At 72.4% G+C, this 14289-nt stretch carries 13 protein-coding genes; 9 read left to right on the plus strand and 4 right to left on the minus strand.

Going from position 1 to position 14289, the window contains the following annotated elements; translation table 11 throughout:
* Positions 1-2: 2 nt before the first annotated feature.
* The 4 genes from GE115_RS08935 to GE115_RS08950 all read left to right on the plus strand — a co-directional run bounded on the left by GE115_RS08935 (position 3) and on the right by GE115_RS08950 (position 6035).
* On the plus strand, positions 3-1259 hold the full coding sequence (locus GE115_RS08935) for a sensor histidine kinase (protein WP_172979794.1): 1257 nt from the start codon (positions 3-5) through the stop codon (positions 1257-1259).
* A 5-nt stretch (positions 1260-1264) separates the two neighbouring features.
* The gene (locus GE115_RS08940; RefSeq protein WP_312855057.1) at positions 1265-1924 is read left to right on the plus strand and encodes a response regulator transcription factor; all 660 of its coding nucleotides are present in this window, start codon (positions 1265-1267) and stop codon (positions 1922-1924) included.
* Between the two features lie 96 nt (positions 1925-2020).
* Entirely contained in the window at positions 2021-4099 is a 2079-nt protein-coding gene (locus tag GE115_RS08945) for a hypothetical protein (protein ID WP_153684461.1), read from the plus strand.
* A gap of 337 nt (positions 4100-4436) precedes the next feature.
* On the plus strand, positions 4437-6035 hold the full coding sequence (locus GE115_RS08950) for an HNH endonuclease signature motif containing protein (protein ID WP_153684462.1): 1599 nt from the start codon (positions 4437-4439) through the stop codon (positions 6033-6035).
* Between the two features lie 23 nt (positions 6036-6058).
* Here the strand turns inward: GE115_RS08950 and GE115_RS08955 are convergent, their stop codons facing one another.
* On the minus strand, positions 6059-6439 hold the full coding sequence (locus tag GE115_RS08955; protein WP_153684463.1) for a YciI family protein: 381 nt from the start codon (positions 6437-6439) through the stop codon (positions 6059-6061).
* A gap of 287 nt (positions 6440-6726) precedes the next feature.
* Here GE115_RS08955 and GE115_RS08960 point away from each other — a divergent pair, with 287 nt between their 5' ends.
* Positions 6727-7590, plus strand: a complete 864-nt coding sequence (locus GE115_RS08960) for a hypothetical protein (protein ID WP_153684464.1) — start codon at positions 6727-6729, stop codon at positions 7588-7590.
* An 11-nt stretch (positions 7591-7601) separates the two neighbouring features.
* Entirely contained in the window at positions 7602-8732 is a 1131-nt protein-coding gene (locus GE115_RS08965; protein ID WP_153684465.1) for a DUF5684 domain-containing protein, read from the plus strand.
* 43 nt (positions 8733-8775) lie between these two features.
* Here GE115_RS08965 and GE115_RS08970 read toward each other — a convergent pair whose 3' ends face one another.
* Positions 8776-9090, minus strand: coding sequence for a hypothetical protein (locus GE115_RS08970; protein ID WP_153684466.1), 315 nt, complete (start codon positions 9088-9090; stop codon positions 8776-8778).
* Between the two features lie 145 nt (positions 9091-9235).
* Between GE115_RS08970 and GE115_RS08975 the strand changes: the two genes are divergently transcribed.
* Positions 9236-9748 (plus strand): methylated-DNA--[protein]-cysteine S-methyltransferase, encoded by a 513-nt coding sequence (locus tag GE115_RS08975; protein ID WP_153684467.1) that lies wholly within the window; start codon positions 9236-9238, stop codon positions 9746-9748.
* Positions 9749-9862: 114 nt separating this feature from the next.
* Here GE115_RS08975 and GE115_RS08980 read toward each other — a convergent pair whose 3' ends face one another.
* Complete coding sequence (locus GE115_RS08980) at positions 9863-10735, minus strand: MurR/RpiR family transcriptional regulator (protein WP_153684468.1); 873 nt, start codon at positions 10733-10735, stop codon at positions 9863-9865.
* Positions 10732-11850, minus strand: a complete 1119-nt coding sequence (locus GE115_RS08985) for a serine hydrolase domain-containing protein (RefSeq protein WP_153684469.1) — start codon at positions 11848-11850, stop codon at positions 10732-10734. The genes GE115_RS08980 and GE115_RS08985 overlap by 4 nt, the downstream gene beginning before the upstream one ends.
* Positions 11851-11944: 94 nt before the next feature.
* On the opposite strand from GE115_RS08985, the gene murQ reads away from it, so the two are divergent.
* On the plus strand, positions 11945-12883 hold the full coding sequence (murQ, locus tag GE115_RS08990; RefSeq protein WP_153684470.1) for an N-acetylmuramic acid 6-phosphate etherase: 939 nt from the start codon (positions 11945-11947) through the stop codon (positions 12881-12883).
* Positions 12884-12981: 98 nt separating this feature from the next.
* Positions 12982-14268: an ABC transporter substrate-binding protein gene (locus GE115_RS08995; protein WP_153684471.1), complete on the plus strand. Its 1287-nt coding sequence runs from the start codon at positions 12982-12984 to the stop codon at positions 14266-14268.
* Positions 14269-14289: the final 21 nt, after the last annotated feature.

Genomic DNA, 14289 nt, shown 5'->3' on the forward strand with positions numbered 1-14289 from the left:
GCATGCCGGTCGAACCCTCCTCGCGCAGCGTGCAGAGCACGTGGCTGTACACCCTCAGCGGCATCGTGTTCTTCATCGGATTCTTCGCGGTGTTCGTCACGTTGCTGCTGCTCGAGGGGTACTCGGTCGAGCCCCGGCCGATGACGTTGGCCGTCATCGTGCTGCAACTCGTCGCGGGTGCCGTGCAGGTGCGGTACTGCTGGTTCCTGCGCGCCGGCCGCGCGGGCGGCCTGCCCGCCCCGTTCTGGACGCTCGCCCTCATCGCGCCCGCCGCCGCCGTCTGGGTGCTCGGGCTGTTCGTGCCGGGCGGCGGGTTCCTCGCGGGGGCCGCGCTCTGGGCCGCCGGAAGCCTCGTCGCGTGCCTCGTGCCGCGGCGCACCGGATGGCTCGTGCTCGGGGCATCCGCCCTGCTGTTCCTTGCGCACCCGATGATCGCGGCGCGCGTCACCGGCGAGCCGTTCGCGTTCGCGGCCGACATCGGCGCGTGGCCGACGCTCATCTACGGCGCCCTGCTGCCGGTGATGCTGCTCACGAGCATCTGGTGGTGGCAGATCGTGGTCGAGCTCGATCGCCACCGGCGCGCGGCCGCCGAGCTCGCGGTCACGCAGGAGCGGCTGCGGTTCGCGTCCGACCTGCACGACATCCAGGGCCACCACCTGCAGGTCATCTCGCTGAAGTCCGAGCTCGCCGAGCGCCTGCTCGCGATCGACCCCGACGCCGCGCGCGACCACATCCACGAGGTGCGCCTCATCGCCAAGCAGGCGCTCGAAGAGACCCGCTCGCTCGTCGCCGGATACCGCAAGGTCGCCCTCGACGACGAGCTCGAGAACGCGCGCGAGGTGCTCACCGCGGCGGGCGCGCAATGCGACCTGCGGCTGGGCGAACTGCGGCTCGGCGACTCGCCGGCGGATGCCTCGGCGCGAAGCGTGCTCGCGTCGGTCGTGCGCGAGGCGACGACGAACATCCTGCGGCACAGCGAGGCGACGCGCGTGTCGATCACGCTCTCGGCCGACGGCGGGTGGCAGCGGCTCGAGATCGCGAACGACGGCGTGGCGGATGCTCCGGACCGAGGTCGCGACGCGGCCGCGGGGTCGGGCGCCGACGGGGCTGCGGGTTCGAGTCCCGCAGCCGGCTCCGGACTGGCGGGGCTGCGCGAGCGGCTCGCCGCCGTGGGCGGCTCGCTCGAGACGACGACGGATGCCCCGGGCCGGTTCCTGCTCCGAGCATCGGTGCCGATCGCGGCGGAGGTGACGGCGTGAGCGGCGTGGGCGGAGCCGCCGTGGGTGCAGCCGGCGTGGGCGACGGGAACGGCGGGGGACGGAGCATCCGCCTGCTCGTCGCCGATGACGAGCATCTCATTCGCGGCGCGCTCGTCGCGCTGCTGAACCTCGAACCCGACATCGAGGTCGTCGCGACCGCCGAGAACGGCCTCGTCGCCGTCGAGCAGGCGATCGAGACGCGGCCCGACGTGTGCCTGCTCGACCTCGAGATGCCCGAGGCCGACGGCATCGAGGCGGCCACGCGCATCCTGCAGGCGGTGCCGACGCGGGTCGTCATCGTGACGCGCCATGCCCGGCCCGGCGTGCTGCGGCGGGCGCTCGCGACGAAGGTGTCGGGCTTCGTGCCCAAGTCGACGCCGGCCGAGGAGCTGGCGCATGTCATCCGCGACGTCGCCGCCGGGCGTCGCTACGTCGACCCCGAGATCGCCGCGACCGCGCTCACCGCCGAACGCTGCCCGCTCACCGACCGCGAACTCGACGCCCTGCGGCACAGCCGGTCGACCATGAGCGTGCAGCAGATCGCCGAGCGGCTGCACCTCGCGCCGGGAACCGTGCGCAACTACCTCTCGTCGGCCATGACGAAGCTCGACGCGGCGTCGCGCCACGAGGCGGCCGAGAAGGCGTGGGAACAGGGCTGGATCTGAGCGCGGAGCGCGGGCAGACCTCGATTCCTGTTCGGGCAAGGCCCTTTCGGCGCGGATGCCTCGGCGTTACGGTCACCGTGAGCGCGGGAGGACGTGATGCCGGAACGCCGGTGCGAGGTGTGCGGAGAGGCCAACGACCCCGCCGCGCGCTTCTGCCGGGTCTGCGACGCGTACCTCGGCTGGGACTCCGGCGCCGCGACGCTCGACGGCGAACCCCTCGCGGGCGAGGTGCCGACGGTCGTGGAAGCGGTCGAGACGTCGGCGGTGCCGGTCATGGAGCACTCGGCAACCGCGTCCGGAGCAGCCTCGGCTGAGGCATCCGTCGTCGGCGAACCGCCCGCGCCCGCGGAGGGCGCCGCGCCCGAGGCATCCGTGTCGACGGAATCGGCGCCCGCCGAGGCATCCACTGCCCCGGCGTCGGGGCCGCCCGCCGGCCGGATCGAGGCGCCCGAGGCGGTGCTCGACAGCGCGGAGGCGACGGTCGCGCCGGGCGCGCCGGCATCCGTGGTGCTGCGACTGACCAACCCGTCGTCCATCGTCGACGGGTATCGCATCGAGCTCGTCGACCCGCCGCCGTGGCTCGGCTTCGCGCACGGCGACGCGCACCTCATGCCGACGCAGGAGCTCGCCGTGCCGCTCGAGTTAACCCTGCGCGAGGGCATGCTCGTGCTCGCGCAGCGGGTCGCGCTGACCGTTCGCGCATCCTCGCTCGCCGATCCGACGCGCTCGACCGAGGTCGCCCTGCACCTGACCGTGCCGCCGCTCGGACCGAACGCGTCGCTCGAGGTGCGGCCGAGCCTCATCCGGCTCGACGACCAGGCCGCGGGCGAGTTCACGGTGCGGCTCGACAACCGGGCCGCGAACTTCCCGCAGACGGTGCGGCTGGCGGCTTCCGACACCGAGGAGGTCGTGCGCTTCGCGTTCGCGCCCGCCGTCGTCACCGTGCCGGCCGGGCAGGCGGTCGAGGTCGTCGTCGCGTTCACGGCGCCCGAACCCGAGCCCGGCCGCGAGCTCAGCCGGCAGCTGACCGTCGAGGCCGGCAACGACGCCGGACGCACCGCCGTGCCCGTCACGCTCGTGCAGCGCACGGCGGCGGCCCCGGTCGACGCGCCGCTCCGAGTGCGCGTCGAGCCGCAGACGCTGCGCATCGAGCGCGGCAACCTCGCCGACTTCGACGTGCTCATCGACCACCGCGGCGGCCACGCTGAGCGGACCGTGACGGTGTCGGGGCGCGACCCGGGGCGCGCGATCGGGTTCGCGTTCAGCTCGGAGCAGGTCGTGCTTGAACCCGGCGCCGTGCAGCGCGTGCGCGGGCGCCTCAGCGCGCCGCTGCCGCCGCGCGGCGAGACGGCGCAGCATCCGTTCACCGTCGTCGTGTCCGACGGCATGCAGGATGCCGAGGCATCCGGTCTCGTCGAACTCTCGTCGCCGCCGGAGCCGATCCTGACGGCTGTCATCGACGTCGAGCCCGCGTCGCAGCTGGTCGTCAACGAGCGGCACGCGACGTTCCAGGTCACGGTCGACAACCGACGCGGCTTCGAAGCGCTCGAGGTGCGGCTCGAGGGGGAGTCGGAGGACGGCACGGCGCGCATGCGGTTCGAGCCCGCGCAGCTCGTCGTGCCGCCCGGCGGCGTCGCGGGTGCCCGACTCATCGTCGAGGCGCCGCGGCCCGAGCCGTCGGAATCGGCGACCCGGCGCATGCGCGTCATCGCGACCGACGGGCTCCGCTCGATCGAGGCGCCCGCAGCCCTCACCCAGGCCACCGCCGACCGCCGGCCGATCATCGGCCGCGTGCTCGTCATCCTCGGCGGCATCCTCGTGATCATCGGCGCGCTCGCCGAGTGGTTCGCCGGGTTCACGCCGTTCCTGCCGTCGATCGAGCTCATCGGCGCCATCGCGCGCGGCCAGGTGAACCTCGCCGACCTCGCGCTCACCGAGCCCGCGACGCGCACGCTCGTGCTGCTCTTCGCCGCGCTCATGCTGCTCGGCATGATCGGCCGGTCGGGACGGCTGACGCGGTTCGCCGCGATCCTCATCGTGCTGCTGACGGTGGGATGGCTGGTGTTCCTGGCGATCGTGGCGGTGGTGCCGCCGCTCGGCTTCGGGCTGGTGCTCGTGTGGGTCGGGGCGGTCGCGGGGTTCGTCGGGGGAGTGCTGGCGCGGGCGCGGGGGTGAGGGGCTGGCTGCACCGGAGTTGGCGGTCGGTGCCTGTGGTTGCGGCCGGTGCCTGTCGTTGGCGCCGCGGACGGGTGCCCGGGGCCGGTGCGCGCGATCGGGCGACGGGGGGACGCATGCAGGTGTGTCGGTCTGCTTGTGGACTTGTCGACTTGTCGACTTGTCGACTTGTCGACTTGTCGACTTGTCGACTTGTCGAGTCGTCGACGAGTGGACTTGTCCGCGCAGCCGCCGCTCATCTCCTCCTCCACAGGCGGCTCATTCTGCAAGTTATTCACAGCCTGACCAGCGATTTTCGCGTCGATCGAATGTCGGTGGGTGCTGGCAGCATGAAGTCATGCCCAGCACGCGTGACGCCCTCGAGCAGCTCCGCTCGATGCTCGCGCGCGAGCTGGAGTTCGACCGGCCGGCACGATGCACCGATGACGAACTGCTCGCCGAGCTGGGGACGCTCGAGGCGGTGGGCCGGCTCGTCGATGCGCATCGGTCTGCGTACGCCGGCGAGGTCGCCGAGCGCTCTCGGGTCGAGCTCGGCGATGCACGGCTTTCTCGGCGGCGCGGGTGCCGATCGGCGGCCGAACTGATCGAACGGGTCACCCAAGTCTCAGGGAGCGAGGCCCGGCGCCGCATCGCGCTCGGCGAAGCAACCCGAGCTCGAACCGGGCTGCGCGGCGACCCCGCGCCGGCGCGGTATCCGGCGATCGCGGCCGCCCTCGCGACGGGTGACCTGGGGGTCGATGCCGCGGCATCCGTGATTCGCGAACTCGAGCCTGCGCGACCGGTGGCCGATCCGTCGGCGTTCGCGGCCGCCGAGCGCGCGCTCGTCGACGAGGCGATCGCTGCCGGCGAGAGCCCGGTGCGGTGCACGGCCGACGAGCTGCGGGTGCAGGCGCAGGCGTGGTCGACGTTGCTCGACCAAGACGGTCGCGAACCCGACGACGAACGCGCGATGCGCCGCCGGGGGCTGCGACTCGGGCGTGCGCGTGGCGGACTCGTGCCGCTCGCGGGCGAGCTCATGCCCGAGGTCGCGGCGCAACTGCGGCGGCTCTTCGACGCGTACCTCTCACCGCGATCGGGGCTCGGGTTTCAGACGGCGGAAGAGCGGGCTGAGTCGGCTGGGCGCGGCGCGGGCGCCGGGGAGCAGCGCACGGCCGACCAGCAGCGGCACGACGTGCTCGCCGCGGCGCTCGACAGTGCGGCCCGGTCGGGCGAGCATCCGTCGATCGGCGGAGCCCCGCCGACGGTGCTGGTGAGCGTGCGCGCCGCAGATCTTCGCGGCGGGGGTGGGCGTGGCGGGGGCGGCGACGGGCGTGGCGAGCGCGACGAGGGCGGCGGGCGTGGGGGCGGCGGCGACGACGGGCGTGGCGAGCGCGACGAGGGCGGCGGGCGTGGGGGCGGCGGCGACCTTCGTGGCGGCGACGACCGGCATGGCGGGCGTGACGGGGTCGGCGGCCGCGGCGTCGCGTATGCCGAAGGCGTGGATGCGCCCATCTCGCTGCGCGCGGTGCGCCGCATGATCTGCACGGGCGGCACGCAGTCGGTCGTGTTCGACGACGCGGGCCGACTGATCGCGCTCGGCTCGCCCGAGCGGTGCTTCACGCCGCATCAGCGTCGCGCGATCACCGTTCGCGATGGCGGATGCATCATCCCGGGCTGTTCGGTGCCTGCCGCGTGGTGCGAGATCCACCACGTCGTGCCCGACGCGGCGGGCGGCGCGACCCACCCCGACAACGGGGTGCTGCTGTGCTGGTTCCACCACCGCAGCATCGACACGTCGGGGTGGGGCATCCGCATGATACGGGGCGTGCCGCACGTGCGCCCGCCCGCTTGGCTCGACCCCGGCGGCGGCTGGCGGCCGTCCACGAAGTCGCCGACGCGGTTGGCCGATCGGCGGGAACGCGAGGCGGCGCGCGCTCGCGGGGCGCCCGCGGCGTGAGGCGAGCGGGGCGCCGCGCGAGATCACGCCTCGGGCGGAGCCTCCTGGAGGGCGCGCACCTCGATGCGACCCTGCAGCGCGGCTGAGGCGCGGGCGGCCCACTCGACCGCCTCGTCTTCGCCCGACGCCTCGATCACCCAGAAGCCGCCGACGTACGACGGAGCCTCGACGAACGGCTCGTCGAGCACCTTCGGCTCGCCCGACGAGGCATCCACCGTCTTCGCGGTCGACGGCGGATAGAGGCCGCCGGCGAAGACGAACGAGCCCGCGTCCTTGAGTGCGGTGTTGAACGCGTCGACCGCGGCGATCACGGCCTCGAAGTCGGCAGGGTCGGCCTCCTGCATCGACGCCATGGTGGGCTCGTCGGCGGAGTCGTGGGGCACGGTGAGGAAGTACTGCGGCATCGGTTCGATCCTTTCGTGACGGGGCGGCCGTTCGGCTGCCCTCACTCATGCGTCGAACGGGAATCGCCGAAATCGACAGAGCGTCGACAGGGCGTCGACTCTGCACGACTCTGCATCGACTCTCCACAGCATCCGGCTCGTGGCGGTCGCAGGGGTCTGCGGGCCGATAGCATCGGGACTCGGTGTCGACGCCGCCGCTGTGTACGACGACCATCCACCGCTTCCCTTGGCAGGCCGCTTCGCGGTCCGCGTTCCGCATGCCCGCGGACCATCCTGATCGGAGCCTCGTGTCCTCCTATGACCCACCCCAGCAGCCGGCAGCGCCGGTGACCGACCCCGCGGCAGGGCACGCACAGCCCGGGTACGCGCAGCCCGGGTACGCGCAGCCCGGGTACGCGCAGCCCGGCTACGAACAGTCCGGCTACGAGCAGCCCGGTGCGCAGCAGCCCGCTGGAACCGAGAAGCGCGCACGCTGGGCGCTCCCGGTCGCGATCGTCGTCTCCGCCCTGCCGATCCTCGTGATCCCGCCGCTGTACGTGGCGATGATCGTCGCGAGCATCGCGCAGACGCAGGCCGCGATCGACGCGATCGACGACGAGTTCGCGGCGAGCGACGAGGGCACCACGGGCACCGACACGGACACGGGCACGGACGGCGGCGCCTCGACTGCGCTGCCCGTCGAGCTGCCGTTCGACGTCGAGCTCTCCGGTGCCGAGCTCTTCGTCGAGCAGACCTTCGACGACGCCGGATGGACGATCACGACCAAGGAGGGGCCGAGCTATCTCGGCTACGACAACCCGGCCGACGGCTGCACCGTCTGGTACGACTACGGCCCCCTCGACTCCACGGTCGACGTCTCGGCCGGCGACCGCCAGGCGAGCATCTCGCTCATCGAGTACCTCACGGGCACGGCGATCGACCCGACCGTCGTCGACGACTTCCAGTACACGACCGACGACTGGGTCGAGCAGGGCACGGCCGACGCCGTCATCACGGGCAGCGTTTCCGACGGCGTGTACAGCGTGATGAGCACCCGTGCGTTCACGGGTCTCGGCCAAGGCGTGCTCGTGGCCGTGTCGTGCCCCGACCCGGCCGCGCTCGAGTCCACGCTCAACGAGATCCCCGACCTGCTCTCCATCGCGCTCTACTGAAGGACACTCTGATGCAGAACTACGATCCGACGCCGATCATCGGCCTGTCCATCGCGCTGTGGGGCTTCGTCTTCCTCTACGTCATCGCGGCCTACGTGCTGACGGGGCTCTTCCTCTCGAAGATCCTGCAGAAGACCGGCGCTGAAGGCTGGCCGGCCTGGGTGCCCGTCTACAACAACTGGCGCCTGCTCGAACTCGGCGGCCAGCCCGGATGGATCGCACTCCTCGCCTTCGTGCCCGTCGCCAACATCGTCTCGCTGGTGATGCTGATCATCGCGACCTTCCGCATCGGCAAGGGCTTCGGCAAGAGCGGCGGATGGGTCGCGCTCTACATCTTCCTTCCGTTGGTGTGGATGGCGTTGCTCGGCTACGGACGCACCGCGCCGTGGCAGCCCTACGTCGCGCCGAGCCCGTACGCTCCGGTCGGCGGCGGGTATGCCGGAACCGGCGCCTACCCGGGCGCCGCGGGCTACGCCGCAGTGCCGGTTCCGTCGCCGTATCCGGGGTATCACCTGGAGAACGGGCAGTGGGTGGCGGATGCCGCGCCGGTGGCTGGGCAGGCGGTTGCGGCTGAGCCGGCGCCGTATCCGGGGTATCACCTGCAGAACGGGCAGTGGGTGGCGGGTGCCGCGCCGGTGGCTGGGCCGGCGGTTGCGGCTGAGCCGGCGCCGTATCCGGGGTATCACCTGCAGAACGGGCAGTGGGTGGCGGGTGCCGCGCCGGTGGCTGGGCCGGCGGTTGCGGCTGAGCCGGCGCCGTATCCGGGGTATCACCTGCAGAACGGGCAGTGGGTGGCGGGTGCCGCGCCGGTGGCTGGGCCGGCGGTTGCGGCTGAGCCGGCGCCGTATCCGGGGTATCACCTGGAGAACGGGCAGTGGGTGCCCGATGCCGCTCCGGTGGCTGAGCAGGCGGTTGCGGCTGAGCCGTCGCCGTACCCGGGGGATCACCTGGAGAACGGGCAGTGGGTGCCGGATGCCGCGCCGGTGGCTGAGCAGGCGGTTGCGGCTGCGCCGTCGCCGTACCCGGGGGATCACCTGGAGAACGGGCAGTGGGTGCCCGACGCCGCTCCCGCGCAGGCGGCGCCCGCGCAGGCCGCGCCCGAGCAGAACCCGCAGGCGCAGTGGGGAGCCCCGCCGCAGTAGCGGCGGTACCCGGGTCGGGCGCGCGGCGCGCGTCAGGCCCGAGTCACTCGATCTGGTCGGTCGCGTCGAACGGTGGGTCGAAGTGCACCTGCTGCATCGTGGCGAGCGCCTCGGGCAGGAGGTGGTGGCGGGTCGTGGCATTGCACAGCGGTCGGCGCTCGCCCGGGCGGCGCTCGACGAACGAGCTGTGCGTCACCTCGTACACGGGGTCGGGGTCGAAGGCGGCGATCTCCAGGATGGTCACGTGGGTGATGCCGTTCGCACTGCGCACCGCCGTGCGGCTACCACCCGTGCGGAGGACCTCCTCGACCGGGGCGTCGGGGTCCTCGTTCAGGAACTCGAGTGGGGGCAGGAGCATGGGTCGGAGCCTACGACTCGACGGCGTCCGCCGAAAGGGGGACACGAGGCGGATTTCCGACCAGTGAGACTGCTGCTCGCATCGAGGTCCGATTCCCGCCACCGCTCGGGGCCCGACACCGCCGCGAGCGCGCGATGATGGAGTCATGCCCACCCGCCACACCACGGTGACGACGACGATCGGCGACCTGCTCGTCGTCGCCGACGGCCCCGCGCTCACGGGCATCTACTTCCCCGGCCACTGGCATCCGCCCGCCGCCGGAACGACCGGCGTCGAGGTCGACCCGCGCGCCGACGAGCTCTTCGTCGCCGCGGCCGCGCAGCTCCGCGACTACCTGGCCGGCTCGCGAACGGCGTTCGACCTGCCGACCGCGGCGGTCGGCGACGAGTTCCAGCACGCGGTGTGGGGGATGCTCCGCGAGATCCCGTTCGGCGAGACCACGACCTACGGCGCGCTCGCGGCCCGGCTCGGCGACCCGAACCTGGCCCGCCGCGTCGGCAACGCCGTCGGGCGCAACCCGCTCAGCATCGTCGTGCCCTGCCACCGCGTGCTCGGCGCGGGTGGTTCGCTCACCGGCTACGCCGGCGGCCTCGACCGCAAGCGCACGCTGCTCGAGCTCGAGGGCGCGGCGGCCGTGGCGCAGGCGCGGTTGTTCTGATCGGAGTCGGTGCCGAAGCCGGAGCCGGAGCCGGAGCCGGAGCCGACATCGGCGCCGGCAACGGACCGGAGTCGGTGCCGTTGCCGAGTGCCGGTGCCGGAAGCCCGTGCCGGGTCAGCTCGACGGGCCGATGCGGTGGTCCTGCACCGCGGCGTAGGTGCGCAGCAACAGGTCGCCCGCGTCGGCGAACCCCTGCTGCACGAGGCGCACGAGGATGAAGTCGACGATGGCCATCTGCGCCAGGCGGCTCGACATCGCGCCGGTGCGGATGCCCGACTCGCGCGCCGAGGTCGTGAGCACGTGGTCGGCGATCCGGCCGACGGGGGAGTCGGGGTGGTTCGTGATGGCGACGGTGACGGCTCCGCGGTCGCGCGCGAGCGCCAGCAGCTGGTCGGTCTCGAGGGTCTGCCCGCTGTGGGAGATGCCGATGGCCACGCTGCCCGGCGTCGTGATCGCGACCGACGTCAGCGCGAGGTGCGCGTCCGACCAGCAGAAGCCCGGGATGCCGATGCGGTGCAGTTTCAACTGCAGGTCTTGCGCGGTGAGTCCGCTCGAACCCGCACCGAAGATGTCGATGCGCGGCGCCGATCGGATGGCATCGACCACGGCGTCGAGTGCGACCAGGTCGATGCCGCGCGCCGTCTCCTCGATGGCCCGCGCCTCTTGATACGCGACCTTGGTGACGACGTCGAGTGCGGAGTCGGCCGGCGAGATCTCGGCGTCGTCGACGCGGAAGAGCTCGCGCTGGGCCGCCTCGCGGCTGTTCGCGGCGGCCACCGCGATGCGGAACTCCTTGTATCCGGCGAATCCCGCCGCCCGGCACATGCGCGCGACGCTCGCCGGCGACGTGTCGCAGGCCTCGGCGAGCTGGGTGATGGTCGACGTCACCACGAGCGAGGGGTGCTCGATGATCGCCTCGGCGATGCGCCGCTCGGCCTTGCTGAGCGAAGGCAGGCGCTGGCGGAGGGCGACGAACACATCGGTCATGGCTGCTCTCCGAGACGTGCTGCGGCATCGATCACGCGGCCGCGCAACGCGAGCAGCTCAGTCGACGACCGGGTCGGGTGGACGCGGTTCGTGAGGAATACTATCGAGCGTCGGCCGCCCGGCTCGGTGACGAACGCGGTGCCGGTGAAGCCCGAGTGACCGGCGGTCGTGCGTCCGAGTCCGCGCATCCACTCGTCATCGAGTCGCGGCCCGAGCGCCTGCCGGTAGGCGGGCTCCTCGGGTTCACCGTCGCCCTCACTCGAGCCGGGCAGTGGGCGTGGTGAGGTGAGCGCCGCGACGACCGGCTCGGGCAGGACGCGTTCGCCGCCGAGGAGACCGCCCGTGCGCAGCGCCTCGGCGAACCGCAGCAGGTCGCGAGCGGTGCCGAACAGCCCGGCGTTGCCGCTCACTCCGCCGAGTGCCCACGCGGTCTCATCGTGCACCTCGCCCTGCACCATTCCGCGCCCGGGCTGGGACTCGGTCGCGGCGATCGACGTCCGGAGCCCGGCGCCGGGGCGGTATCCAGTGTCCGCCATGCCGAGCGGGTCGAGCACTCGCGCCCGGACGACCTCGGCGAGCGGAGCCTGCGCGATCGCCTCGAGGGCGAATCCGGCCCAGATGTAGCCGACGCACGAGTAGCGGTGCAGGCTGCCGGGCGGGGCATCCGGTCTCGCGTCGCGGCGGAACCGGATCCCACCCGGATCGGGCGCGCGATCGAGCCATTCGGCCGGGAACCCGGCGGTGTGATCGAGCAGCCGCCCGAGGGTGAGGTCGCGATGCCGCGACCCGGCGTCGTCGGCGAACTCGGGGAGCACCTGGGCGACGGGCAGGTCGACGTCGAGCGACCGGGCATGGAGTTCGGCCAGCAGCGCCGCGGCGACGAGGGGCTTGGTGATCGACGCGAGGTCGAACCGCGTCGACGCGGTGACGGCCGGTCCCGGGCGTCGCGCGGGCACGCCGGGAGCGTCCCAGGCACGTGTCGTGCCGACGTGGTGCTCGAGCACGACGGCGCCGTCGACGGCGACGATCGCGCTCGCCGCGGTGAACGCGCCACGTCTCGAAGCCTCGTCGATGAGGCGGATCACGGCCGCGTCGGAGGCGGATGTTTCCTGCATGTGAAAAAAATAACCCAAGAACTTCCCTCACGTGACACTTTTGTACATACTGGGGTTCGCACCCAGCCCGAAGACGCGAAGGACTGCCGGCACGATGCCCACCCCGCACCAGACGATCGATCGCTCCTCCGACGACGACCAGCTCTCGTCGCCCACCGAGCAGCGCCTCGAGGCCTCGACCGGACTCGACGCCCTGCCGAGCGTCGAGGTGCTGCGGCTGATGAACGACCAGGATCGCGTCGCGGTCGACGCCGTGGCCGCGGTGCTCCCGCAACTCGCCGACCTCGTCGACCTCGCGGCCGAGCGCTTCCGCCGCGGCGGCGTCGTGCACTACTTCGGCGCGGGTACCTCGGGCCGGCTGGGCGTGCTCGACGCGGCCGAACTCCTGCCGACGTTCAACCTCGAGGCCGGGCGCGTCGTCGCCCATATCGCCGGGGGGCAGGCCGCGCTCGTGAACGCGGTCGAGGATGCCGAGGATTCCGAGGCCGAAGGCCGGCTCGCCGCCGCGCGACTCGGCCCCGACGACGTCGCCATCGGCCTCGCCGCGAGCGGCAACACGCCGTACGTCGGGGGTGCCCTCGCCGCCGCCCGTGAGGCGGGCGCCCACACCGTGCTCGTCTCGAGCAACCCGCGCGCCCGCGTCGCCGAGCACGCCGACACCGACATCGTCCTCGACACCGGAGCCGAGGTGCTCACCGGGTCCACCCGGCTCAAGGCGGCGACGGCCGAGAAGCTCGTGCTCAACGGCTTCTCGACGGCCCTGATGGTCGCCGTCGGCCGCACGTGGTCGAACCTCATGGTCTCGGTCGTCGCGACCAACGAGAAGCTGCGGCACCGCACGGTCCGCATCCTCCGAGACGCCGCCGGCGTCGACGAGGCCACCGCACGGACCCTCCTCGCCGAGGCCGACGGCGAGCTCAAGACCGCCATCGTCACGGCGCTGTCGGCCGTGTCCGTCGGCGAGGCGCGCGACCTGCTCGCCGCGCACGCCGGCTCCGTCCGCGACGCACTCGCCGCGGCATCCGCCCCCTGATCGCACCACCGCGCCGCGTTCGCCGCGCCGCACCGGCACAGCCACCGCACCACCGGCGCACCACCACTGCAGCACCACCCACACAGAAGGAGAAAACGATGAGGCGACGCATCCTCACCACCGCGGCCCTCCTGGCCGGCTCCGCGCTCGCGCTCAGTGCGTGTGCGCCGAGCGCCTCGAGCGGCGGCGACCAGGCGACCGGCGACGAGGTCACGCTCAAGGTCTGGTCCTGGCGCACCGAAGACGTCGAGGCGTACAACACGATCTTCGACGTCTTCGAGGAGGAGCACCCCGGCATCACCGTCGAGTTCGAGGCGTTCCAGAACACCGAGTACAACCAGATCCTGACCACCGGCCTCGCCGGCAGCGACGGCCCCGACGTGCCCATGGTGCGTGCCTACGGCCAGCTGCAGCCGAACATCGAGGCCGGCCAGCTCGAGCCGATCGACGGCGAGGTCGACGGGCTCGACGACATCGCGCCGAGCGTCATCGCCGGCGCGAAGGGCAAGGCCGACGGCAAGACCTACGCCGTGCCGCTCGCGACGCAGACGCTGCAGATGTTCTACAACAAGCAGATCTTCGAGGAGCAGGGGCTCGAGGTCCCCACCACCTGGGACGAGTTCATCGAGGTCAACGAGAAGCTCCTCGCCGCGGGCGTCACGCCCATGGCGCTCGGCGCGAAGGACGACTGGATCCTGCCGATCTTCGCCGACATCATCGGCAGCGCCCGCTACGGCGGGTCGGAGTTCGAAGCGCAGGTGCTGTCGGGTGAGAAGGACTTCACCGACCCCGACTACGTCGCCTCGCTGCAGCTGATCACCGACCTGCAGAAGTTCCTCACGCCCGACGTGGTCGGCGTCAGCTACACCGACAGCCAGATCCAGTTCACCTCGGGCCAGGCGGCGCAGTTCCCCGGTGGATCGTTCGAGATCGCCACGTTCCGCAACCAGGCGCCCGACCTCGAGTTCGGCTCGTACCAGGTGCCGCTGCCCGAGGGGGCCGTGCTCGACGCCCCGGTCTCGCCCGCGTACGCTGACGGCAACTTCGCCGTGAACTCGAAGTCCGAGCACAAGGAGGCCGCGTTCGAGCTGCTCAACTGGCTCGCGACGCCCGAGTTCGGCCAGCTCGTCGCCGACGAGCTGAACCAGTTCTCGGCGATCCCCGGCGTCGAGTACTCCGACGAGGTCATGAAGGAGGCATGGGCGAATTACGAGAGCGGCCAGGCGCCGTACCTGCTGCTCGTCGACTTCCGCTACGGCGAGCCGCTCGGCACCGCGGTGCTCGGCGCCGAGGTCCAGAAGATGTTCCTCGGCCAGCAGGATGCCGCGGGCGCGGCGAGCACGCTGCAGCAGGGCATCTCTCAGTGGTTCACGCCCGGCGAGTGACGCCCGGCGAGTGACGCCCGG

This window comes from Agromyces agglutinans (assembly GCF_009647605.1).
In the GTDB taxonomy this organism is placed as follows: domain Bacteria; phylum Actinomycetota; class Actinomycetes; order Actinomycetales; family Microbacteriaceae; genus Agromyces; species Agromyces agglutinans.